This window comes from Vibrio sp. K4, assembly GCF_051122595.1.
Classification (GTDB): domain Bacteria; phylum Pseudomonadota; class Gammaproteobacteria; order Enterobacterales; family Vibrionaceae; genus Vibrio; species Vibrio owensii.
Genome location: NZ_CP178577.1, coordinates 3,732,693 through 3,755,764 on the forward strand (window position 1 = coordinate 3,732,693; position 23,072 = coordinate 3,755,764).

Below are 23,072 nucleotides of genomic sequence, written 5' to 3' on the forward strand. Positions count from 1 at the left end.
CTTTTGATTTTTATATAGTCAACGATCATTAGTTAGAGAAACATCAATGAGCACGAAACAATTTAATCTTAAAGATGAGCATGAAACGGTGGCACTAGGTACCGCATTGGCTCAGCTTTGTTCTCAACAAACCACCATTTATCTGCACGGTGATCTGGGTGCGGGTAAAACAACCTTCAGTCGTGGTTTTGTCCGTGCTCTTGGCCATCAAGGAAATGTAAAAAGCCCGACCTATACTTTGGTTGAACCTTATCAGCTAGATAAGTGGCAAGTTTACCATTTTGATCTTTACCGATTAGCGGATCCGGAAGAGTTGGAATTCATGGGGATTCGAGACTACTTCACGGATGATGCGATTTGTTTGGTGGAATGGCCAGAGAAAGGGCAAGGAATGCTGCCACAACCAGATCTTGATGTGGACATTCGTTACCAAGGCGAGCAGCGTGTAGCCGAACTAACGGCGAACAATGAATATGGTGTGCAGTTACTCAGTCGATTGGAGCTATGTTGAGTCTTCCTAAATTTAGAGTAGTGGCGGCGTTTGTCGCCACTTTTCTCCTTATCATCCCCAATTTAGCATTTGCTAACGTCGTAAAAAGTTTCCGAGTTTGGCCTTCACCAGATGAGACGCGTGTCGTCATCGATTTGAGCTCGGAAGCAGATTATTCATATTTTTCTTTGTCTGGACCAGACCGCTTAGTCGTGGATATTAAAAACACCACGATGCAAGCCAAATTGCCTGTCACAGTAACTGACAGCCCGGTTCTAAAGCGGGTTCGCAAGAGTTCTCCTCCGAGCAAAGGTACATACCGTTTGGTATTTGAGCTCAAGAAGAACGTTAAAGCTGAACTCTTTACGCTAAAGCCAACTGGGCAATATGGCCACCGTTTGGTTATTGACTTACCACATGGCGCGAAGACATCGACAGTAGCAACCAGTACATCAAAACCAAGTACCCCAGCAACACCAAGTAAAGACATGAGCTCGGTGAAGCGCGCACAAGAAATTCTTATTGTCATCGACCCTGGTCATGGTGGTGAAGATCCTGGTTCAATCGGCCCATCGCGTCGTAAATATGAAAAGGATGCGGTGCTGAGCATTTCTCGTAAGCTCTCGGCTCAGTTAGATGCGGTTCCCGGTATCAAAACTCGTATGACTCGTACTGGCGACTACTTTGTTAACCTCAACCGTCGTGTGGCGATTGCGCGTGAGAACAATGCCCACCTGCTGATTTCGATTCACGCTGATGCGTTCACCTCTCCAAAACCTCGTGGTGGTTCGGTATTCGTATTGAACACGCGTCGTGCAAACACAGAAATTTCACGTTGGGTTGAAAACCACGAGAGACAATCTGAGTTGCTTGGCGGGTCGGGTACGGCGTTTGTTAGCAACACTAATGATCGTAACGTGAACCAAACATTGTTAGATCTTCAGTTCAGCCATTCGCAGAAAGAAGGCTACAAGCTAGCAACCAACATTCTTGGCGAGATGGGTAAAGTTGCTCGCTTGCATAACTCGAAGCCAATCAATACCAGCTTGGCGGTTCTGCGTTCTCCGCAAATTCCTTCAGTTCTAGTTGAAACAGGTTTTATCTCGAACCCAACGGAAGAGAAGTTATTGTTCCAACGATCTCACCAAGACAAGTTAGCACGAGCTATCACCAAAGCGGTTGTACAATATCTGAAAGATAACCCGCCAGAAGGCACAGTGTTCTCGTCTTCTGCCAAGCCATCGATTCATACTGTGAAACGTGGTGAGTCGTTGTCAGTTATTGCTCAGAAATACGGTACGTCGACCAAAGCAATCATGAGCGCGAACAAGCTTAAATCGAGTGGTTTGGCGGTTGGTCAAAAACTGAAAATTCCTGGTTCTGGTGCGGCGTCGGTTTCTATTCCGAGCAAGCCAAATACCGTTGAAACTGAGACGATCACACACACGGTTAAATCCGGAGAGTTCCTTGGCAAGATTGCCAGTCACTACAAAGTGAAAATTGCGGATATTCGCCGTGAGAACAATCTGAAATCAGATACGCTTTGGGTTGGCCAGAAGTTGAAGATCACTGTCGCAGTGAAAGACAAACCAATCCGCAAGCACAAGGTTGCTCGCGGTGAATACCTAGGTAAGATTGCATCGAAGTATGGCGTTAGCGTGTCAAGTATTCGTAAGGCGAACAACTTACGTTCTGATGAACTAGCGGTTGGGCAGGTGCTGATCATTCCAAACAAATAAGTGAGCTGATAACTCATCATGACCATCAAGATTTTGCCAGCTCGACTGGCAAACCAAATCGCGGCAGGGGAAGTGGTTGAAAGACCCGCCTCTGTCGTGAAAGAACTGGTAGAGAACAGTCTCGACTCTGGCGCGACTCGTATTGATATTGATATCGAGAAAGGTGGCGCCAAGCTGATTCGCGTGCGCGATAACGGCAAAGGGATTGTGAAAGATGAGTTAGGTCTGGCGTTGAGTCGCCATGCTACTTCTAAGATCCACACATTGGACGATCTAGAAGCCATCATGAGTTTGGGATTCCGCGGTGAGGCGTTAGCGAGTATTAGCTCTGTGTCGCGCTTAACCATGACTTCTCGCCCGGCAGCGCAAGAACAAGCGTGGAGTGCCTACTCGGAAGGGCGTGACATGAAGGTTAAGCTCCAGCCGACGGCACACCCAATTGGTACCTCGGTTGAAGTCTTAGATCTGTTCTTTAATACGCCCGCACGCCGTAAATTCCTCCGCACTGAGAAAACCGAATTTGCTCACATCGACGAGCTGCTAAAGCGCATTGCGTTAAGTCGCTTTGATGTCACTATCAATGTTCGCCACAACGGCAAAATGATTCGCCAATACCGCGCGGCAAAAAATCAACTTCAAACAGAAAAACGCATTGCTGCGGTATGTGGCAATGCTTTTGTGCGTAATATGCTGCGCATCGAATTGGAGCATCAGGGTCTCAAGCTTCATGGCTGGATCACCACGCCAGAAGGGGCGAGACAGCAGAGTGATTTACAATACTGTTACGTGAATGGGCGTATGATGCGTGACAAATTGATCAATCACGCGATTCGTCAAAGCTATGAAACCAGCTTAAAGCCGGATCAGTTCGCCGCGTATGTCTTGTTTATTGAGCTCGACCCGCACCAAGTGGATGTTAACGTGCACCCTGCTAAGCATGAAGTGCGTTTCCATCAAGCCCGTTTAGTGCATGACTTTATCTATCAAGCTTTGGCAGATGCGCTTGCACAAAGCTCAGTGATTGATAAACCCCACGTCAACGAATCCGCGTTCCACCATGCCGATCCTGTTGAATCTTTTGAGGCGAGCACGGCAAATCAAGAACCAGTCAGCGCACCAGAGCCTGTGATCTCTCCTGTGCCAGAACAAGTCTATCAAGCGATTGATAACACTCCAGCTTATCCGGGGCGTTCAGACTATGAAGCGAAACCTCGCGATAGGGCACCAAGTGATTCTTCTGTGCGAGAAGCACGTCCGGCAGACTCTTTCAGACGAACAGATTGGGTTGAGTCAAAACCTGCGCCTAAACCAAGCTCTAACAGAGAACAACGTCATGCTGAGCCTGCGCCAAGTAAACAAGAAGTGCGCGCTTATCATGAATTGCTTCAAACGCCAGATTTTGAGCCTCAAAAAGAAGCTCCAAAAGCGTCAGTTAGCACATCGGGAGAAGCTGCTTTACCGCCAGTTACGGCATTAAGTAAAGCGCTGGCTGTGGTGGACGAGCAGTTTGTCTTGATGAGCAGCGATAGTGGTGCAGCTTTGGTAGCGTTGCCAAGAGCAGAGTTCTATCGAACCAAAGGTCAGCTCACACCAAGTGACGGAGCGTTAAAAGCTCAGCCACTGTTGGTTCCATTATCTGTTAAGTTGGAGCCGGAATTAGTGGAGCTTGCACGCGATTATCAGCAAGATTTTGCGCAGTTGGGCATTCAACTGAAAGCTCGAAATGACAAAGCGCTGATGGTCATGGGCGTGCCATCACCGCTGCGTCAACAAAACTTACAAAATTTGATACCAGATCTGTTATCTTACGCGCAAACTCGCGTGAGAGGAGAGGTGGCAACGGTTCAGCTGCTATCTGAGCTGATAGATTGGCTTGCTTTGCAGGTCACCACCGTTAAGAGCCACTATACTCTTTCCGAAGCCATTCAAATTATTGCGGAACTTGAACAGCTAAGACATGGTCAATTGCCATTAGAAGATACAAAATTTGTGTCTGCTGTTGATTTCTCTGCCACGATTGCCAAATTAAGACCATGACAGACAAACTACCTTTGGCGCTATTTTTAATGGGGCCAACAGCATCAGGTAAAACAGAGCTAGCGATTCGACTTCGCCAGAGATACCCAGTTGAGATCATCAGCGTGGACTCGGCGTTGATCTACAAAGACATGAATATCGGCACTGCAAAGCCAGATGAGCGAGAGCTTAGTCTAGCGCCGCATCGTCTCATCGATATTCTTGACCCGAGCGAATCATACTCTGCGGCGGACTTCCGTCGTGATGCACTACAGGCAATGGATGACATTGTTGCAGAAGGAAAAATTCCGTTATTAGTCGGCGGAACAATGCTGTACTACAAAGCGTTACTTGAAGGCTTATCACCTCTTCCTGCTGCAAATCCTGAAATTCGTCAGCAAATTGAGCAAGAGGCATTGACTAAAGGTTGGTCGGTGTTGCACGATGAGCTGAAAGAGATTGATCCTGTATCAGCTGCGAGAATTCATCCAAACGATCCTCAACGTTTATCTAGGGCATTGGAAGTATTCCGCATTTCAGGTGAAACTCTTACTGAGTTGACTCAAACGAAAGGCGACAGCTTGCCTTACCGAGTCAAACAGTTTGCAATAGCTCCCAAGGACAGGGCAGAACTTCACCGTCGAATTGAGCTGCGTTTCGATAAGATGATGGAAGCGGGTTTTGAAGAAGAAATGAAAGCGTTGTATGCGCGCAAAGATCTTTACCCTGATCTTCCTTCTATCCGTTGCGTGGGCTACAGACAGATGTGGGAGTACTTAGATGGGGACTGCACGCGCGACGAAGCCGTTTTTCGTGGCATCTGTGCAACTCGTCAATTGGCCAAGCGTCAAATCACCTGGTTACGCAGCTGGAATGATTTAACTTGGTTGGATAGCGATAACATTGAACAGGCACTTGAAACTATGTCAGAAGCAATAGCATCTGATTGAGATAGCTGTGTATAATGTGATCGTTTTTGCGTGAACGCACTCTCAAAGGATCTGTTATTGGCGGTTTTTATACTATGCTGCTAATTACTTAGGGTGCATTTTGATTCGTTTAGCTCAGATGCAAAAGCAGTATCTTTTGCATTGCACCACTAGCTAAATAATTACAACTACAAATTAAATAAGGAAAATAAAATGGCTAAGGGGCAATCTCTACAAGACCCATTCCTAAATGCGCTACGTCGTGAGCGTATCCCGGTATCTATCTACCTTGTGAACGGTATTAAACTACAAGGTCAGATCGAATCTTTCGATCAATTCGTGATCCTGCTGAAAAACACTGTAAATCAAATGGTGTACAAGCACGCAATCTCTACCGTTGTTCCGGCTCGTCCAGTGAGCCACCACAGTGGTGATCGTCCTCAAGGTGATCGCCCACAAGAGAAATCTGAAGATTAATTCTTCATTTAGTATTGCAAAAATAAGGAGTTGATTGCTTGTTTGACCGTTATGAATCCGGTGAGCGAGCCGTACTTGTTCATATCAACTTCACGCAAGAAGGTGAATGGGAAGATCTGGCTGAATTTGAAATGCTGGTTTCTTCCGCTGGGGTAGAGGCGCTGCAAGTTGTGACTGGCAGTCGTCAATCCCCACACCCGAAATACTATGTCGGAGAGGGTAAGGCACAAGAAATTGCTACTGCGGTACAATTAACTGGTGCTGAAATTGTGATTTTTAATCACTCCCTCTCTCCTGCCCAAGAACGTAACCTCGAAGCGCTGTGCAAATGTCGAGTCCTCGACCGCACCGGTCTCATCCTCGATATCTTTGCTCAACGAGCACGAACACACGAAGGTAAGCTGCAAGTAGAGCTAGCCCAACTTCGTCATATTTCTACTCGTTTAATTCGCGGTTGGACGCACCTTGAAAGGCAGAAAGGCGGCATCGGTCTACGTGGGCCAGGTGAAACCCAGTTAGAAACCGACCGTCGTTTATTGCGTGACAGAATCAAAGCTATCCTTCGTCGTCTTGAAAAAGTCGCGAAGCAGCGTGAACAAGGACGCCGTGCCCGAAACAGAGCAGAGATCCCAACGATTTCTCTCGTGGGCTACACCAACGCGGGTAAGTCGACACTCTTCAACCGTATTACAGAAGCTGGCGTTTACGCGGCAGATCAATTGTTTGCTACTCTTGACCCAACTTTACGTAAGATAGAGTTAGCAGACGTAGGACCTGCGATACTTGCAGATACCGTTGGTTTTATCCGACACCTGCCTCACGATTTGGTTGCGGCCTTCAAAGCAACCTTGCAGGAAACGCAAGAAGCTGACATTTTGTTACATGTTGTTGATGCCAGTGACGAGCGTTTTCGTGAGAATATTCAAGCTGTTCATGAAGTTTTAGAAGAGATCGACGCACATGAAGTGCCGACACTCGTAGTAATGAACAAGATTGACAATCTAGAAGAGCAGAAACCACGTATAGAACGTGATGAGGAAGGCGTGCCTCGTACGGTCTGGGTTTCCGCGATGGACGGATTAGGCATTGATCTTCTGTTTGACGCGCTGACCGAGCGTTTAGCGTCGCAAATGGTTGAGCATCAGTTGCGAATTCCTCCACAGTATCAAGGACGATTCCGTAGTACATTCTTCCAAATGAAGTGTATTCAACGTGAGGAATATGACCAGGAAGGTAACTTGTTGATCAATATTCGAATGCAACAGGTAGATTGGTCTAGACTTGAAAAAAGAGAAGGGGCAGTTTTAGTCGACTTTATAGTCACTTAAAGGACTGCTACAGTATAACGTCATATCAAATGATGGAGCTTTCTAATGGCGTGGAATGAGCCTGGAAATAACAACGGCAACAATGGCCGCGATAATGACCCTTGGGGTAATAATAATCGTGGTGGCCAGCGTCCTGGTGGCCGAGATCAAGGTCCGCCAGATTTAGATGAAGTGTTCAGCAAACTGAGTCAAAAGCTGGGTGGCAAATTTGGTAAAAAAGGCGGCGGTGGTGGTTCACCTATCGGCGGTGGTGGTAGTGCGATTGGCTTTGGTGTCATTGCAGTTATCGCGATTGCGGTGTGGTTCTTCGCTGGCTTTTACACCATCGGTGAAGCAGAGCGCGGTGTTGTGCTGCGTTTAGGTAAATACGACCGTATCGTAGACCCAGGTCTGAACTGGCGTCCTCGTTTTATCGACGAATACGAAGCGGTTAACGTGCAAGCGATTCGTTCGCTACGTGCATCTGGTTTAATGCTGACTAAAGATGAAAACGTAGTAACGGTAGCGATGGACGTTCAATACCGTGTTGCTGACCCATACAAATACCTATATCGCGTAACCAATGCGGACGACAGCTTGCGTCAAGCAACGGATTCTGCGCTACGTGCGGTAATTGGTGACTCACTGATGGATAGCATCCTAACAAGTGGTCGTCAGCAAATCCGTCAAACAACACAAGAAACTCTGAACCAAATCATCGATAGCTACGATATGGGCATCGTGATTGTTGACGTCAACTTCCAGTCTGCACGTCCACCAGAGCAAGTTAAAGATGCGTTTGATGACGCAATCGCAGCACGTGAGGATGAAGAGCGTTTCATCCGTGAAGCAGAAGCTTACAAGAACGAAATCTTGCCTAAAGCAACTGGTCGTGCAGAGCGTTTGAAGAAAGAAGCGCAAGGTTACAACGAGCGTGTAACTAACGAAGCACTTGGTCAAGTAGCTCAGTTTGAAAAACTACTGCCCGAATACCAAGCGGCACCGGGTGTAACTCGTGACCGTCTGTACCTAGACGCGATGGAAGAAGTTTACTCAAGCACATCTAAAGTGCTGATTGACTCTGAATCTAGCGGCAACCTTCTTTACCTTCCAATTGATAAGTTGGCTGGTCAAGATGGTCAAACAGACACTAAACGTAAATCGAAATCGACTTCAACGTACGACCATATCCAATTGGAATCTGAGCGTACGCAAGAAGACACTTCGAGCTCGCAGTCTCGTTCAACTGGTACACGTCAAGGGAGATACTAAGAATGCGTAAGTTAATGATCCCTGTACTGGTAATCGCACTGGCATTAATGCTGATGTCACTGTTTGTGATTCCTGAAGGTGACCGCGGTATTGTGGTTCGATTTGGTCGTGTCTTGAAAGACAACAACGACATCACTCGTATTTACGAGCCGGGCCTGCACTTCAAAATGCCTTTGTTTGACCGCGTGAAAACACTTGATGCGCGTATCCAAACAATGGACGGCCGTGCTGACCGTTTCGTAACGTCTGAGAAAAAAGACGTAATCATCGATACCTACGTGAAGTGGCGTATTGAAGATTTCGGTCGTTACTACCTGGCAACTGGCGGCGGTAACACGCTGACTGCTGAAGCGCTTCTTGAGCGTAAAGTAACAGACGTTCTACGTGCAGAAATCGGTTCTCGTGAAATCAAGCAAATCGTATCTGGCCCACGTAATAACGACGTACTTCCAGAAGACGCAAGCAGTGATGAAGTGAGCACAGAGGCAGCTCGTGAAGCATTGGAAATCGATGGCGAACGTGACCTAATCATGTCTGAAGTGTTGAAAGACACGCGCGACAGCGCAATGAAAGACTTGGGTGTTCGTATCGTTGACTTCCGTATGAAGAAGATCAACCTACCAGATGAGATCAGTGAATCTATCTACCGCCGTATGCGTGCAGAGCGTGAGTCGGTAGCTCGTAAACACCGTTCCCAAGGTCGTGAGAAAGCAGAAGTAATCCGCGCACAAGCTGAGCTTGAAGTAGCAACGATTCTTGCTGAAGCAGACAAAACAGCTCGTGTAACACGAGGTGAAGCGGATGCAGAAGCAGCGAAGATCTACGCAGATGCGTACAACAAAGATCCTGAGTTCTTCAGCTTCTTACGTTCTCTAAAAGCTTACGAGAAATCGTTCAGCTCTAAGAGTGACATCCTTGTTCTGGATCCGAAGAGCGAATTCTTCCAATACATGAACAACGCGAAAGGCGCAGAAGCGAAATAAGCTCCGCGTTCAAGCAAATTGAAAAGGCTCCGTTATGGAGCCTTTTTTGTATCTATTTTTTGCTGTGCCGATTGCTAACGGCCTGATAGGTCAGAGTTGGAACGATAGAGTGATTAACTCATCATGATAGCGATCACAGCGCCGGCTACGACCAAGCAACCGCCAATGCGACGCAGATGGTTATCAGGTTGCTCGCTCAGTTGGGCAACCATGTTGCGCCAGCCATTTGGGGCGACCAGAGGGCCAATCCCTTCAACAATCAATACTAGCCCTATCGCTAGCCAAATTGACTCAGACATTGCGATTCCTTGTGGATTTAAGAAAGGTAAATATTATCAGTGATGTAGTGATTTCGAAATGAACAACATCGGTGATGTTTGCATTCTAGTATCAACTCTGTGAACAAAAATGACTGCAAGAAGAGTGATTCGGTGCTAGAATCCATTTTTAACTAGCAATCAGACTTGGAAAGATGGGAAATAACGTAGTCGTTCTAGGCACCCAATGGGGTGACGAAGGTAAAGGTAAAATTGTAGACCTTTTAACTGAAGATGCAAAATACGTGGTACGCTACCAAGGCGGTCACAACGCAGGTCACACACTTGTAATTGACGGTGAAAAAACCGTTCTTCACTTAATTCCATCAGGTATCCTTCGCGATAACGTAAAATGCGTTATCGGTAACGGTGTTGTACTATCGCCTGAAGCTCTAATTAAAGAAATGAAACCTCTTGAAGAGCGCGGCATTCCAGTACGCGAGCGTCTTTTCATTTCTGAAGCATGTCCTCTAATTCTTCCTTACCACGTTGCAATGGACCAAGCTCGCGAAATCGCTCGCGGTAAAAAAGCTATCGGTACAACTGGCCGTGGTATCGGTCCAGCATACGAAGATAAAGTTGCTCGTCGCGGTCTACGCGTTGGTGACCTATTCGATATGGAAGCTTTCGCAGAGAAACTAAAAGAAGTAATGGAATACCATAACTTCCAACTAGTTAACTTCTACAAAGCTGAACCAGTAAGCTACGAAGAAGTACTTGAGCAAGCTAAAGGCTACGCAGATCTACTAACTTCAATGGTTATCGACGTAACTGACGAACTAGACGCAGCACGTAAGCGCGGCGATAAGATCATGTTCGAAGGTGCACAAGGTACTCTACTTGATATCGACCACGGTACTTACCCGTACGTAACTTCTTCTAACACGACTGCTGGTGGTGTTGCTGCAGGTTCTGGTTTCGGTCCTCGTCACATCGGTTACATCCTTGGTATCGCGAAAGCTTACTGTACTCGCGTTGGTGCAGGTCCATTCCCGACTGAGCTATACGACGGTCTAGACAAGCAAGATCCAGTAGGTAAACACCTAGGTGAAGTTGGTCACGAGTTCGGTGCGACAACAGGTCGTCTACGCCGTACTGGTTGGTTCGATGCTGTTGCTATGCGTCGTGCAATCCAAATCAACTCTGTATCTGGTTTCTGTCTAACTAAACTAGACGTACTAGATGGTCTAGAAGAGCTAAAAATCTGTACTGGTTACAAGATGGAAGATGGCTCTACGCTAGAAGTTTCTCCGATGGCTGCTGAAGCATTCGAAAAAGCAACGCCTATCTACGAAACAATGTCTGGTTGGTCTGAGAACACATTCGGTGCGAAATCAATCGAAGAGCTACCACAAGCTGCTCTAGATTACATCAAGCGCATTGAAGAGCTAACTGGCGTGCCAGTAGACATCATCTCAACAGGTCCTGACCGTAACGAAACTATCATTAAGGTTCACCCATTCGAAGCTTAATTGATACTCGTTAGAGATTATAAAAACCGGCTTTTATCGCCGGTTTTTTTGTATCTGTGAGTTGTGTTCACTATTGAAAAACTGCTGAAAAATGCGACTCGCTGTGGCAAATATTTGCCGTTAAGCTTAAGTAGGAGGCAAAAATTGCCTAAAGCTTAACTGACCTTTGCCGATAAGGTTATCAAGCAGAGGAGATCCTTGGCTGATCTTTGGTTTCTTAGATACCTTAAAGAGTACATTTATGAAGTTACGAACAGTGGCTGCTTCACTGTTATTGATGCTGAGTGCGACATCGGCTAAGGCAAATGTTGCCGATGTAGGGGCGCCTGTCCCCATCTACACCGAAGCAGAGCTTATAAAGCTTATTGAGCAGAATAAGCATCTAGAGCGCGTGCGCGCTGATAACTGCCAGCTAGTGGAAGATATCGTGGCACGTGCGACGCGCATTAACTTGCCGTCTTATGAATTCCTTTATGGTGATATGTTGGCGTGGGGCGTTTGTGTTGATCAAGATGTCGAACTTGGTCTTTATTACATGGAAAACGCAGCACACCAAGGTTTGCCTGCTGCACTAGAGCAGCTAGGTCGCTATTACTCTCGCGGTACTTTAGTCCAACAAGATAAAGAACGTGCAATCCCATACCTGCGAGAAGCGGCGGCAATGGGTAACTTGAATGCGCGTATTCATCTTGCTGAGCTATTGCTACGTGATTACGGTAGCCCGTTAGATTACGAAGATGCTTACCGTTGGTTATATAACTCGGTGACTGCCGACCAAAGAAAGCACAAACGTATTGCGATGCTGAGAAACGGTCTTGAGCAACGTATGCCACAAAACATTATTGCGCGCGCTAAGCGCCGCGACACCTTCTGGTAGGTGTACTCTTAAAACTCCAGTAACTTCATAAATCTCTGCCAATAGATACAACAAAGCCCACACCATGTGGGCTTTGTTGTTTTTCCCGAAGCGTAATCGCAGGCGATTAAACGACTTTGTGTGGGCCGAAGCACTCGTAATGGAACTGCTCTTGCGCTACACCAAGCTCAAGCAATTGTTTCGCGACGTGCTGCATAAATCCAACAGGGCCACAGAAGTAGACTTGTACGTTGTCTTGCTTAAGGGCTGCTTCAATTTCATTTAGGTTGACGAAGCCTGTGAAGTGGAAGTCTTCACCAATCTTGTCTTCTGCTGTTGGTTGGTTGTACCAAACCAACGAGTTCATGTTCTCTTTAGCATTCACGATCTGGTTTACGTGCTGTTTGAATGCATGTTGTTGACCGTTTTCTGCAGCGTGCACCCATGTTACTGGCGCTTGGTGCTCAGAAAGGCTCTCAAGCATCGATAGAGTCGGAGTTAGACCTACGCCCGCTGACACCAAAACAACCGGTGTAGTCGCGTCCACATCCATAAAGAAATCACCCGCAGGTGCGGCAAGTTGCACCTTATCGCCGATGTTCAATTCATCGTGAAGGAAGTTCGATACTTTACCGCCTTCTTCACGTTTTACCGAGATACGGTAAGTGTTCTCTTGAACCGCAGAGGAGAGGCTGTATTGGCGAATCTCTTGGTTTTCGAACTTATCACTGTTGATGTAGATACCTAGGTATTGACCCGGTTTGTACTCAGAAACCACTTCACCATCGGTTGGTTTGAAAACAAAGCTACAGATGTTTTCACTCTCAAGCTGTTTACCCACCAACTCAAATTCACGCAGACCACGCCAGCCACCTTGCAGTGCTGTATTCTCTTGGTAGATTTGCTCTTCACGCTGAATAAATACATTGGCCAGCACGCCATAAGCTTCTGCCCATGCATCAATCACTTCCTGACCCGGAGAGAACAACTCGTCGATCGTCGCAAGTAGATGTGTACCAACGATTTGGTACTGATCTTTAGTGATCATAAAGCTGGTGTGCTTGTGCGCGATTTTCTCTACAGCACCAAGTAGTGCTGGTAGGTTATCGATGTTGGTTGCGTAAGCGCAGATTGCATTAAATAGAGCTTCACGTTGGTCACCATTACGCTGGTTGCTCATGTTGAAAATGTCTTTCAACTCAGGGTTATGGGTGAACATGCGATCGTAAAAGTGCGCCGTTAACTTCGGGCCGGTTTCTGCAAGAAGTGGAGCTGTTGCTTTCACGATATCAATGGTTTGGTTGCTGAGCATAATGGCTTCCTATTTAAAGTTGTATTTGTAATGCATGTTTAAAGTTGTATCTCAAATGTATCTTTCGATCAAGAAAAGAATTACAATTTTGCTACTACAGAGGATAGCAACATGCAGTTAACTAGCTTTACCGATTATGCGCTCAGAACCTTGATTTACTTGGCTTCATTGCCAAAAGATGAGCTAACAAACATTACCGAAGTGACTGATTTATTTGGTGTATCACGTAACCATATGGTGAAAGTGATCAACCGTCTTGGTCAGCTTGGTTATGTGCATACGGTACGCGGAAAAAATGGTGGTATTCGATTACTGAAAGCACCTAAAGAAATCACAGTTGGTGGTGTGGTGCGTGATTTAGAGCCATTAGATTTGGTCAATTGCTCCGTAGAATTTTGTCACATCACGCCGGCGTGTCGTCTTAAAGAAAAGTTAGCAAAAGCGAAAATGGCGTTTTTGACTGAATTGGATGGTTGCACGATTGAAGAGCTGTTAAGTGACAATTCTGAACTGCTGATCTTACTTGCTCGTCCTTAGTCTTCTTAACGCTTTATAAATCTTCTTACTGACACTCTTTTTTAAAGCAATTTCTGTAGCTTATCGAGAGACTCGGATATACTAGCTCTATACCTTCCTTGCTAGATAGGCGTGCCTATGTCAGACAATATTCCAAACGATCCTTTCGCAGATCGTGAATCCAAAAATTACGAAAACCCAATTCCAAGCCGAGAGTTCATCACCGAGTTTCTACAGCAAGCTGGTGTGCCGATGAATCGCAATGATTTGTTCGAAGCATTAAAGCTAGAAGGTGAAGAACAATACGAAGGTTTACGCCGTCGACTGCGTGCAATGGAGCGTGATGGACAGCTCGTGTTTACACGCCGTCAATGCTATGCGCTACCAGAAAAACTAGAGATGGTGAAAGGTTACGTAATTGGCCACAAAGATGGTCATGGTTGGGTTCGTCCTGAAGGCAGTGTCGGCAAGGATAATGACATTGTACTGCCGCACCATCAGATGAAGCACATCATCCATGGTGACTACGTGTTGGTGCAACCAACTGACAACAGCAAGCGTGGTCGTCGTGAAGGTCGTCTTGTTCGCGTGTTAGAAGAGCGCAACACGCAGATCGTAGGTCGTTTCTTCCTTGAATACGGCTACTCATACGTTGTGCCTGATGACTCTCGCATTAGCCAAGATATTCTGATCCCAAATGAGCACAAAGCAGGTGCTCGTATGGGTAATGTGGTCGTTATTGAGATTACTGATCGCGGTTCTCGTTCACGTGGCATGATGGGTAAAGTGGTTGAAGTTCTTGGCGAGAACATGGCGCCGGGTATGGAAACGCAAATAGCAATCCGCACCCACCAAATTCCCCACGATTGGCCAGCAGCCGTCGATAAACAGATCGAAAATCTGGGCGAAGAAGTTCCGGAAGAAGCAAAAGAAGGTCGTGTCGATCTACGTGACTTGCCGCTAGTAACCATTGATGGCGAAGACGCTCGTGACTTTGATGATGCGGTTTACTGTGAGAAGAAAAAGAGCGGCGGTTGGCGTCTATGGGTCGCAATTGCTGACGTAAGTTACTACGTACGTACAGACTCTGCGCTGGATAAAGAAGCCATCAACCGTGGTAACTCAGTGTACTTCCCATCTCAAGTAGTGCCAATGCTACCTGAAGTACTATCAAACGGCTTATGTTCACTTAACCCACAAGTTGATCGTCTGTGTATGGTGTGTGAAATGACCATCTCAGAGACGGGGAAACTATCGGGCTACAAGCACTACGAAGCCGTGATGAACTCGCACGCTCGTCTGACTTACAACAAAGTGGGCGCGATTCTAGAAGGGGATGAAGAGCTACGCATGCGTTATCACGCTGTCGTTCCTCACCTTGAAGAGCTGCACGCGATGTACAAAGTCCTTAAAGAAGCGCGTGATAACCGTGGTGCGATTGAATTCGAGACCGTTGAAGCTAAGTTCATCTTCAACGCGGATCGTAAGATTGAAAGCATCGAGCCGGTAATTCGTAACGACGCACATAAGATCATCGAAGAGTGTATGATCCTAGCGAACATCGCTTCAGCGTCTTACGTTGAGAAAGCGAAAGAGCCAGCGTTGTACCGTGTTCACGAATCTCCGGGTGAACTGCGCCTGCAGGGTTTCCGTGACTTCCTCAGTGAGCTAGGTCTGGATCTGAAAGGTGGTCTAGAGCCATCACCAACCGACTACGCTGATTTGGTAAAACAAATCGCAGAACGTCAGGACAAAGAACTGATTCAAACCATGCTGCTGCGCTCAATGAAGCAAGCGGTCTACAACGCAGACAATGCCGGTCACTTTGGTCTCGCGCTGAAACGTTACGCACACTTCACGTCGCCAATTCGTCGTTACCCAGACCTACTGTTGCACCGCGCAATCAAGTACCTGATTGCTAAAGAAGAAGGTCGCAACCAAGATCGTTGGACACCAACTGGCGGTTACCACTACTCGTTTGACGACATGGACTTCTACGGTGAGCAATGTTCGATGACAGAGCGCCGTGCAGACGACGCAACTCGTGAAGTAGCTGATTGGTTGAAGTGTGAATACATGCAGGACCATGTTGGCGACGAGCTGGATGGTGTTATTGCCAATGTAACCAGTTTTGGTTTCTTTGTTCGTCTGACTGAGCTGCATATCGATGGTTTGGTGCACATTTCAACGCTAGCGAACGACTACTACCAATTTGATCCGATTGGTCAAAGACTTATCGGTGAAAGCTTCGGTAACATCTATCGTCTAGGCGATGCGGTGAAAGTGAAAGTGCTTGCGGTTAACTTAAATGACAAGCAAATTGACTTTGAATTAATCGAAACAAGCCGTAAGCTACGCGGCAAAGGTAAGACTGCGAAGAAACGCGCAGCAGATGCCAAACGCAAAGCAAAAGAGAAAAAGCGTGCGGCAACCAAAGGCGGTACTCGCGCGAAGCCGATGATTGAACCGACCAAGCACCCAGAACCTGCGGAAGCAGGCAGTGCTCGCAAAGGTAGCGCGAAACGCGGTGACGCTGAAGGTACGAAAAAGCCGAAGAAAGCACGCAAGAAAAAGCCACACAGTAAGCCGAGAAAGACTAAGCGTACTAAGAGCGACGCTGAGTAGGCTGAAGCGCTAATCTAGTCCGAAAAGGAGTAGATTGGTGAAGGCAAGACGACCAGAACAACAGGTTAAACAATGAGTAACGAATTTATTTACGGCATTCACGCAGTGAAAGCGGTATTAGAACGCGAACCAGAGCGTTTTATCGAAGCATACGTCCTAAAAGGCCGCCAAGACGATCGTTTAATGCCAATCCTGAATGACCTTCAGGTTTGTGGTGTTTCGATTCAACAAATGACGCGTAAAACGCTAGACGACAAAGCGCACGGTGCTAACCACCAAGGCATCATTGCTCGTGTTAAAGCTGCGAAACAGCTTAATGAAAATGACATTGATGGCATCCTAGCGCAGCATGAATCACCGCTACTATTGGTATTGGATGGCGTGACTGATCCACACAACCTAGGTGCTTGCCTACGTAATGCAGACGCAGCTGGCGTAGCGGCGATCATCGTACCGAAAGATCGTTCTGCACCGATGAACGCAACCGTAAGCAAAGTGGCTTGTGGTGCAGCTGAAGTCGTGCCATTGATCCGAGTGACTAACTTGGCTCGTACTATGCGTACACTGCAAGAGCAAGGTATCTGGTTTGTTGGTACGGCGGGCGAAGCAACGCACGACATCTACCAAGCAAAACTGACGGGCCCTCTTGCTATCGTAATGGGTGCAGAAGGTGACGGTATGCGTCGTCTAACTCGCGAAACCTGTGACGATTTGATTAAGATCCCAATGGCTGGCAGCGTTTCAAGTTTGAACGTATCAGTGGCGTCAGGTATTTGTTTGTTTGAAGCGGTTCGTCAGCGTATTGCTGCAAAGTAATTGCTAAACAAGTTTTAATAAACAAATAGTTACTGCAAATTCAGACATAATGATAAAAACAAAGGATGGGGTGCCATCCTTTGTCGTTTTCACCGATTTATAAATAAAAATCTTCAGGGAAGTTATGACTCAACAAGACATTAAATTCATTGCCTTTGACCTAGACGGTACTTTGCTTGATAGCGTGCCGGATCTAGCGGTTGCGGCAGACCAAGCCGTTCAAGCACTTGGTTTTCCATCTGTTTCAGAAGAGCAGGTTCGTGACTATGTTGGTAACGGTGCAGACGTGCTGATTGGACGCTCACTAAGCCAAAGCTTGACTATCAATCCAGAGTTGAGCGAAGAGCTTCGTGCAAAAGCGCGTGTACTGTTTGATGATTACTACGAGCAAAGCGGTCACAAGCTAAGTCACCTTTACCCAACGGTAAAAGAGACACTAGCAGAGCTGCATAAAGCGGGTTTTGTTATGGCGTTGGTGACCAACAAACCTTCAAAGTTTGTGCCTGACGTTTTGGAAAAGCACGACATCGCAAAATACTTCGTTGATGTTCTTGGCGGTGATGCATTCCCAGAGAAAAAACCAAACCCAGTCGCACTGAATTGGCTGATGGAAAAACACCAAATCCAACCTAGTGAAATGCTGATGGTTGGCGACTCGAAAAACGACATTCTTGCAGCGAAGAACGCAGGTTGCGCCTCATTTGGTCTGACATATGGTTACAACCACGGTGAACCGATTTCTGCATCAAATCCAGATTTCGTCGCTGACAGTTTGGCAGAATTATTGGACGTTGTAGCGGTTTCTGCATAACGGCTACAAAAGAGCTTCCAAAATACTCGTTAATGAGTACACTGAGTAAACCGTGCACCTATTACTGCACGGTTTTTTTCATTTAATTAGATTAAGAAGTCAAAGGAATCATTCTAATGAGCAAACCCATTGTATTGAGTGGTGTTCAACCTTCAGGTGAACTAAGTATCGGTAACTACTTGGGTGCTCTACGTCAATGGCAGCAGATGCAAGACGATTATGATTGCCAATACTGTGTGGTAGACCTTCACGCTATTACGGTTCGTCAGGACCCTAAAGCGCTGCATGAAGCGACTCTAGACGCACTGGCGATCTGTCTGGCAGTTGGTGTTGACCCGAAGAAGAGCACGCTATTTGTTCAGTCACACGTACCAGAGCATGCTCAACTTGGTTGGCTTCTTAACTGTTACACTCAAATGGGTGAACTGGGTCGAATGACGCAGTTTAAAGACAAATCTGCACGTTACTCAAACGACAGCTCAAGCCAGTTTGGTGATGTAAACGTGGGTCTGTTTGACTACCCAGTACTGATGGCGGCAGACATCCTGCTTTACGGCGCGCACCAAGTGCCTGTAGGTAGCGACCAGAAGCAACACCTAGAGCTAGCGCGTGATATTGCTAACCGCTTTAACAACATCTACTCACCAGAGCGGCCAATCTTCCAAGTGCCAGAGCCTTACATTCCGACGGTAAACGCGCGTGTAATGAGCCTTCAAGACGCAACGAAGAAGATGTCTAAATCTGATGACAACCGTAAGAACGTTATCACGCTGTTGGAAGAGCCTAAGTCGATCATTAAGAAGATCAACAAAGCGCAAACTGACACAGAAACACCACCTCGTATCGCTCACGATTGGGACAACAAGGCAGGTATCTCTAACCTAATGGGTCTGTACTCTGCGGCAACAGGTATGAGCTTTGAAGAGATTGAAGCGAAATACCAAGGCGTTGAAATGTACGGTCCATTCAAGAAAGACGTTGGTGAAGCTCTAGTTACTATGCTTGAGCCTATTCAAGCTGAATACCACCGTATCCGTGCTGACCGCGCTTACATGAACGAAGTCATGAAGCAAGGCGCTGAGAAAGCATCGGCACGTGCGGCTGAAACGTTGAAGAAAGCGTACGAAGCAGTAGGTTTTGTTGCTCGCCCATAGTTGCTAAAGAGCGTTCAGAATTTAAGAGCTCCACCATCGGTGGAGCTTTTTTTATACTTGTATTACTGGAATGGAGTGTCTTGTTCGCAGCGTTCCATATCGTAATACTCCACACGTCCTCTTTTTCCCAAGAACTCTGACTTTACGACGAGCCCGCGATCGACGAAATAGCTCAACTCAATACATGATATTTCATAACTGATTTCTTTTATCCTTGCGGGTTTCCAATAGTAGCCAGGGCCAGGCAATCGGGCGGTATAGGTGATTAAGCCATTATCACTTACTTTAAACATTTCGAACTCACTGAGTTCTTGCTTAGCCACTTCGACCAGATGCTCAGAGGTGCTTGGTTCGATGGGCTCACTCGAGGTCAATTGACACCCCGCCATTAACATTGAAGCCGAAAGGGCTAGCGCAATCTGCTGAAATTGTTTCATTTTCTTATCCTGATAGTCGTTATTGGAGACCTTGTTCTCTGTCTCTTGCGGGTTTTATAACGAGTGATTATGGATTTGGCTAGTGTTGTGTGGTGAAAATGATGTTTGATTTATAAAAATTTGAACTTAACAGGCTTAAATAACCAGAAAGCTTATTTTGATTCACACGGTAAAAAGGAAGGAAATAATAAGTTTTGTTATTCTAAATTAGCATTAATTAATATTTGGTTTGGGTTACTAGAATGAAGTGAATTCAAAATAAATATCCAGATATTCACATAACATGTTGAGAAATATAAAACTGAGTAATAAGTCTAATTCTAGCTCTTTATTGGTTTAGTTACTGTATTTGTTACAAAAACTGTTTAAATGAACAGCCCTGGCATAATTTTACGTATCCACATGTGATTTATTTCACGGCTTTTACTGGTCTTTCTTATTTATTTCATAAATAAACCTGATAGTAGGCGCAAATGGTGGGCTCTGCTTAGGGCTTAGTTTGCATTTAAATAAATATCAGGTACGACAATGGATACGTTAATCAAACCCTCTTTACTGGCACTGACGATTGCTAGCGCGCTTAGTGCTAACGCTAACGCAGAAATTATCATCTCTCAGTATGTAGAAGGTGGTTCATACAACAAAGCAGTAGAGATCGCGAACACAGGCGATGCAGCGGTAACGCTAACTGGTTACGAGCTAGCGAAATCATCAAACGGTGGCGGTACTTGGGGTAGCACACTCGATCTTAGCCAAGTGACGCTACAAGCTAACCAAGTGTATGTACTGGCGCATGGTGACGCGAGCGACGCCATCAAAGCTGTCGCAGATATCACAGATAAAAGCGTCGCGAACTTTAACGGTGATGATCCGATCGCACTGCTTAAAGATGGTGAAGTGCACGACATCATCGGTGTGATGGGTGACGTAGATTTTGGTAAAGACACCACATTAGTTCGTAACAGTGATGCACTAACCCCTTCTGCTACTTATGATGCATCTCAGTGGACGGCATTTGAGAAAGACAACATTGACGGCCTTGGTGAGTTAAATGCGACTGAGCCACCAGCACCATTCGCTTGTGAAGTAGACGGTCAGCAACCTAACTTCACTACTATCCAAGATATTCAAGGTGAAGGCGATACGTCTCCATTCATTGATGGTTACCCATACATTACCGACGAAGATCATTTCGTAACTGGTGTCGTGACTGCTGTTACCACTGGCCTAACCAAAGGCTTCTACCTACAAGCACTAGAAAGTGATAACAACGACAAGACCTCAGAGGGCTTGTTCATTCATACTGACGCGGCAGACACGGAGCTAAAAGCTGGTGACGTTGTTTGTGTGAAAGGTAAAGTTCAAGAGTACTACAGCAATACTCAGCTAGCTTCTGATGCTAACAGCTATGTGAAAACAGGCACATCGGATATTCCTCTAGTTACCGATCTTGTTATCAAAGAAGGTGAGACACTACGTGATGCGCTAGAGCGTCATGAAGGCATGCAAGTTGAACTGACCTCGGCAAGTGACCTGTTTGTAACTCGCAACTTCTCTTACGACTACGATTCACGTCGTAACAACATGATGCTGTCTCATGAAGCGCCACTGTTTAAGCCGACTCAATTGCACGCTGCAGAGAGTGATGCTGCCGTTGAGCTTGCAAAAGACAACGCAGCGAACCGCGTATACCTAGAATCTGATGGCAAAGCACCAAACGGCCAAATCCCTTACTACCCTGACTTTGCGAAAGATGCAGACCAAGATGGCTCTTCTGAGCAGCACATTCGCCTTGGTTCGCGAGTAGAAGGTCTGCAGGGCGTAGTGGCATACAGCTACAATGAATACCGCCTGATTGCGACCAATGAAGTTGATAACACCAACTTCGTGACTTCAGGTGAAGGCTTCGACGTGGCTCGTAAAGATGCTCCAGCGATTGCGGATTCAGATTTGCGTATCGCCAGCTTCAACGTACTAAACTACTTCAACTCTGTGGCTGACAGTGGCCATGAAAACCCAACCGGACAAAACCGTGGTGCGACTAACCTAGACGAGTTCCTGATCCAACAAGCGAAAATCGTTGCGGCGATGAACAAGATGGACGCTGACATTATTGGTTTGATGGAAGTCGAGAACAATGGCTTTGGTGACAGCAGTGCAGTGAAGAACTTGGTTGACGCATTGAATGCTGAAATCGAAGATGCAGAAGATCATTACACTTACGTTGAAATCGCGGATCAAGACAAATACCAAGACGAATACTTTGGTAGCGATGCGATCATGGTGGCGATCCTATACCGCGCAAACGAAGTGACGCCAAAAGAAGCTGCGAAAGTGATTGTGACGCCAGAGCAGCACATCGAAGAAAACACCATTACGCGTAATGACGGTGCGGAAGGCAACCCTGCTTACGACAAATACCAACGTCATAGCTTGTTACAAACCTTCACGGTGAAAGAGACAGGTAAAGATCTGTCTGTTGTTGTTAACCACTTCAAATCGAAAGGTTCTGAATGTATTGAAGAGTGGATTGCGGGTGTAGAAGACTCTGAGCCGGCGGATCTGCAAGGCAACTGTAACAACTTCCGTGTTTCTGCAGCCAATGTTGTGGGTGACGCTCTGAAAGGCATTGAAGGTGATGTGCTAGTAATGGGTGACCTAAATGCGTATGGCATGGAAGATCCTCTGCTTACACTGACTGATTACTCGAAAGAGAAATACGGCCGTGACATCTACACAGCTGCTTACACAACCATTGGTGGTGGTGAGCTTCAAGTCGAGAAGACCAAAATTGAAAAAGGCTACGGTTACCATAACCTAAACACGGTACTTCACGGCGCAGACACCTTCTCATACACCTACTCTGGTGAGCTAGGCAACCTAGACCACGCGTTGGCGAGCAACAGCTTGGCACAAAAAGTGGTGGCGATTGAAGATTGGCACATCAACTCACTAGAAAGTAACTTGTTCGAATACAGCAGCAAGTACACAGGTGATATGCCGAAGTACAAAGATGCGTTCTCGGCGTCTGACCACGATCCTGTGATCATCGCGATTGATTTCCCAGATACAGACATCGATCTACCAAGCTCAGGTGAAAACTTAGCAGTGGAAGTACGTCTGCCACCAAACGCAGTTGTGGGGGATATCGTGACAGTAAGCCTAACGGAAGCAACTCAAGCGGCGTCGTCAACGTCAGATGCTGATGGTTACGAAGCGAGTGCAACTCTGACACAAACGGACATTGATGCTCGTCGCGTGAGTGTGGAATTCGACAAAGCACCAACGGAAGGCCAGTACGTTCTAGAAGAGAAAGTGACAGATTCTACCGGTAACACGGTTAAGTTCAGTGATTCTCGCGATGTTACGCTAGAGCCGTCGAGCACTAACCCATCAGACGATGATGATGGTGGTTCATTTGGCTTTGGTGCGCTAATTGCGCTGCTAGGTCTAGGCTTATTCCGCCGTCGCCGCTAAGCGAATTTATTTCCTGACAAACAGTTCCTAAATAGCTGTAAAGACCAAAGGCCAGCCTATGCTGGC

Annotated in this window: 19 protein-coding genes; 16 read left to right on the top strand and 3 right to left on the bottom strand. The window is 46.5% G+C overall.

Annotation, left to right across the window (positions count from 1 at the left end; all coding sequences use genetic code 11):
• Positions 1 to 46 precede the first annotated feature (46 nt).
• The 8 genes from tsaE to hflC all read left to right on the top strand — a co-directional run bounded on the left by tsaE (position 47) and on the right by hflC (position 9,213).
• On the top strand, positions 47 to 511 hold the full coding sequence (gene tsaE, locus ACLIIY_RS16945; protein WP_005438321.1) for a tRNA (adenosine(37)-N6)-threonylcarbamoyltransferase complex ATPase subunit type 1 TsaE: 465 nt from the start codon (positions 47 to 49) through the stop codon (positions 509 to 511).
• On the top strand, positions 505 to 2,229 hold the full coding sequence (locus ACLIIY_RS16950) for a LysM peptidoglycan-binding domain-containing protein (RefSeq protein ID WP_434527933.1): 1,725 nt from the start codon (positions 505 to 507) through the stop codon (positions 2,227 to 2,229). The genes tsaE and ACLIIY_RS16950 overlap by 7 nt, the downstream gene beginning before the upstream one ends.
• Positions 2,230 to 2,247: 18 nt before the next feature.
• Positions 2,248 to 4,266: a DNA mismatch repair endonuclease MutL gene (gene mutL / locus ACLIIY_RS16955; protein ID WP_434527934.1), complete on the top strand. Its 2,019-nt coding sequence runs from the start codon at positions 2,248 to 2,250 to the stop codon at positions 4,264 to 4,266.
• Positions 4,263 to 5,195 (top strand): tRNA (adenosine(37)-N6)-dimethylallyltransferase MiaA, encoded by a 933-nt coding sequence (gene miaA / locus ACLIIY_RS16960; RefSeq protein WP_434527935.1) that lies wholly within the window; start codon positions 4,263 to 4,265, stop codon positions 5,193 to 5,195. Before mutL ends, miaA begins: the two co-directional genes overlap by 4 nt.
• Positions 5,196 to 5,387: 192 nt before the next feature.
• Positions 5,388 to 5,651: an RNA chaperone Hfq gene (hfq, locus tag ACLIIY_RS16965; protein WP_005438329.1), complete on the top strand. Its 264-nt coding sequence runs from the start codon at positions 5,388 to 5,390 to the stop codon at positions 5,649 to 5,651.
• 38 nt (positions 5,652 to 5,689) lie between these two features.
• Entirely contained in the window at positions 5,690 to 6,979 is a 1,290-nt protein-coding gene (gene hflX, locus ACLIIY_RS16970; RefSeq protein ID WP_005438331.1) for a ribosome rescue GTPase HflX, read from the top strand.
• Positions 6,980 to 7,024: 45 nt separating this feature from the next.
• Positions 7,025 to 8,230 (top strand): FtsH protease activity modulator HflK, encoded by a 1,206-nt coding sequence (hflK, locus tag ACLIIY_RS16975; protein ID WP_045412746.1) that lies wholly within the window; start codon positions 7,025 to 7,027, stop codon positions 8,228 to 8,230.
• Positions 8,231 to 8,232: 2 nt separating this feature from the next.
• Positions 8,233 to 9,213 carry a protease modulator HflC gene (hflC, locus tag ACLIIY_RS16980; protein ID WP_005438334.1) on the top strand — a complete coding sequence of 327 codons (981 nt, stop codon included), beginning with the start codon at positions 8,233 to 8,235 and terminating at the stop codon, positions 9,211 to 9,213.
• 113 nt (positions 9,214 to 9,326) lie between these two features.
• Here hflC and ACLIIY_RS16985 read toward each other — a convergent pair whose 3' ends face one another.
• Entirely contained in the window at positions 9,327 to 9,512 is a 186-nt protein-coding gene (locus ACLIIY_RS16985) for a DUF2065 domain-containing protein (RefSeq protein ID WP_005432777.1), read from the bottom strand.
• Positions 9,513 to 9,685: 173 nt separating this feature from the next.
• Here ACLIIY_RS16985 and ACLIIY_RS16990 point away from each other — a divergent pair, with 173 nt between their 5' ends.
• Both ACLIIY_RS16990 and motX read left to right on the top strand, forming a co-directional pair.
• Entirely contained in the window at positions 9,686 to 11,002 is a 1,317-nt protein-coding gene (locus ACLIIY_RS16990) for an adenylosuccinate synthase (RefSeq protein WP_434527936.1), read from the top strand.
• A 241-nt stretch (positions 11,003 to 11,243) separates the two neighbouring features.
• Positions 11,244 to 11,879, top strand: coding sequence for a flagellar protein MotX (motX, locus tag ACLIIY_RS16995; RefSeq protein ID WP_005432781.1), 636 nt, complete (start codon positions 11,244 to 11,246; stop codon positions 11,877 to 11,879).
• Positions 11,880 to 11,985: 106 nt separating this feature from the next.
• On the opposite strand, the gene hmpA is transcribed toward motX, so the two are convergent.
• A complete protein-coding gene (hmpA, locus tag ACLIIY_RS17000) occupies positions 11,986 to 13,170 on the bottom strand; it encodes an NO-inducible flavohemoprotein (protein ID WP_434527937.1) in 1,185 nt (394 codons plus the stop codon).
• Positions 13,171 to 13,281: 111 nt separating this feature from the next.
• On the opposite strand from hmpA, the gene nsrR reads away from it, so the two are divergent.
• The 5 genes from nsrR (at position 13,282) to trpS (ending at position 19,092) form a co-directional block, all read left to right on the top strand.
• Positions 13,282 to 13,707, top strand: a complete 426-nt coding sequence (nsrR, locus tag ACLIIY_RS17005) for a nitric oxide-sensing transcriptional repressor NsrR (RefSeq protein ID WP_038896625.1) — start codon at positions 13,282 to 13,284, stop codon at positions 13,705 to 13,707.
• A gap of 117 nt (positions 13,708 to 13,824) precedes the next feature.
• Positions 13,825 to 16,311 (top strand): ribonuclease R, encoded by a 2,487-nt coding sequence (gene rnr / locus ACLIIY_RS17010; protein WP_005438339.1) that lies wholly within the window; start codon positions 13,825 to 13,827, stop codon positions 16,309 to 16,311.
• Between the two features lie 72 nt (positions 16,312 to 16,383).
• The gene (gene rlmB, locus ACLIIY_RS17015; protein WP_005438340.1) at positions 16,384 to 17,127 is read left to right on the top strand and encodes a 23S rRNA (guanosine(2251)-2'-O)-methyltransferase RlmB; all 744 of its coding nucleotides are present in this window, start codon (positions 16,384 to 16,386) and stop codon (positions 17,125 to 17,127) included.
• A 124-nt stretch (positions 17,128 to 17,251) separates the two neighbouring features.
• Positions 17,252 to 17,938, top strand: coding sequence for a phosphoglycolate phosphatase (locus tag ACLIIY_RS17020; RefSeq protein WP_005382834.1), 687 nt, complete (start codon positions 17,252 to 17,254; stop codon positions 17,936 to 17,938).
• 116 nt (positions 17,939 to 18,054) lie between these two features.
• Positions 18,055 to 19,092: a tryptophan--tRNA ligase gene (trpS, locus tag ACLIIY_RS17025; RefSeq protein WP_434527938.1), complete on the top strand. Its 1,038-nt coding sequence runs from the start codon at positions 18,055 to 18,057 to the stop codon at positions 19,090 to 19,092.
• A gap of 62 nt (positions 19,093 to 19,154) precedes the next feature.
• Here the strand turns inward: trpS and ACLIIY_RS17030 are convergent, their stop codons facing one another.
• On the bottom strand, positions 19,155 to 19,529 hold the full coding sequence (locus ACLIIY_RS17030; protein WP_409593431.1) for a hypothetical protein: 375 nt from the start codon (positions 19,527 to 19,529) through the stop codon (positions 19,155 to 19,157).
• A 528-nt stretch (positions 19,530 to 20,057) separates the two neighbouring features.
• Between ACLIIY_RS17030 and ACLIIY_RS17035 the strand changes: the two genes are divergently transcribed.
• Positions 20,058 to 23,006, top strand: coding sequence for an ExeM/NucH family extracellular endonuclease (locus ACLIIY_RS17035; protein WP_434527939.1), 2,949 nt, complete (start codon positions 20,058 to 20,060; stop codon positions 23,004 to 23,006).
• The last annotated feature ends 66 nt before the right edge of the window (positions 23,007 to 23,072 follow it).

Excerpts from the sequence above, each read along its gene's own strand:
- tsaE (WP_005438321.1), top strand. The coding sequence starts at position 47 with ATGAGCACGAAACAATTTAATCTTAAAGATGAGCATGAAACGGTGGCA.
- ACLIIY_RS16950 (WP_434527933.1), top strand. The coding sequence starts at position 505 with ATGTTGAGTCTTCCTAAATTTAGAGTAGTGGCGGCGTTTGTCGCCACT.
- mutL (WP_434527934.1), top strand. The coding sequence starts at position 2,248 with ATGACCATCAAGATTTTGCCAGCTCGACTGGCAAACCAAATCGCGGCA.
- miaA (WP_434527935.1), top strand. The coding sequence starts at position 4,263 with ATGACAGACAAACTACCTTTGGCGCTATTTTTAATGGGGCCAACAGCA.
- hfq (WP_005438329.1), top strand. The coding sequence starts at position 5,388 with ATGGCTAAGGGGCAATCTCTACAAGACCCATTCCTAAATGCGCTACGT.
- hflK (WP_045412746.1), top strand. The coding sequence starts at position 7,025 with ATGGCGTGGAATGAGCCTGGAAATAACAACGGCAACAATGGCCGCGAT.
- hflC (WP_005438334.1), top strand. The coding sequence starts at position 8,233 with ATGCGTAAGTTAATGATCCCTGTACTGGTAATCGCACTGGCATTAATG.
- ACLIIY_RS16985 (WP_005432777.1), bottom strand. The coding sequence starts at position 9,512 with ATGTCTGAGTCAATTTGGCTAGCGATAGGGCTAGTATTGATTGTTGAA.
- ACLIIY_RS16990 (WP_434527936.1), top strand. The coding sequence starts at position 9,686 with ATGGGAAATAACGTAGTCGTTCTAGGCACCCAATGGGGTGACGAAGGT.
- motX (WP_005432781.1), top strand. The coding sequence starts at position 11,244 with ATGAAGTTACGAACAGTGGCTGCTTCACTGTTATTGATGCTGAGTGCG.
- hmpA (WP_434527937.1), bottom strand. The coding sequence starts at position 13,170 with ATGCTCAGCAACCAAACCATTGATATCGTGAAAGCAACAGCTCCACTT.
- nsrR (WP_038896625.1), top strand. The coding sequence starts at position 13,282 with ATGCAGTTAACTAGCTTTACCGATTATGCGCTCAGAACCTTGATTTAC.
- rnr (WP_005438339.1), top strand. The coding sequence starts at position 13,825 with ATGTCAGACAATATTCCAAACGATCCTTTCGCAGATCGTGAATCCAAA.
- rlmB (WP_005438340.1), top strand. The coding sequence starts at position 16,384 with ATGAGTAACGAATTTATTTACGGCATTCACGCAGTGAAAGCGGTATTA.
- ACLIIY_RS17020 (WP_005382834.1), top strand. The coding sequence starts at position 17,252 with ATGACTCAACAAGACATTAAATTCATTGCCTTTGACCTAGACGGTACT.
- trpS (WP_434527938.1), top strand. The coding sequence starts at position 18,055 with ATGAGCAAACCCATTGTATTGAGTGGTGTTCAACCTTCAGGTGAACTA.
- ACLIIY_RS17030 (WP_409593431.1), bottom strand. The coding sequence starts at position 19,529 with ATGAAACAATTTCAGCAGATTGCGCTAGCCCTTTCGGCTTCAATGTTA.
- ACLIIY_RS17035 (WP_434527939.1), top strand. The coding sequence starts at position 20,058 with ATGGATACGTTAATCAAACCCTCTTTACTGGCACTGACGATTGCTAGC.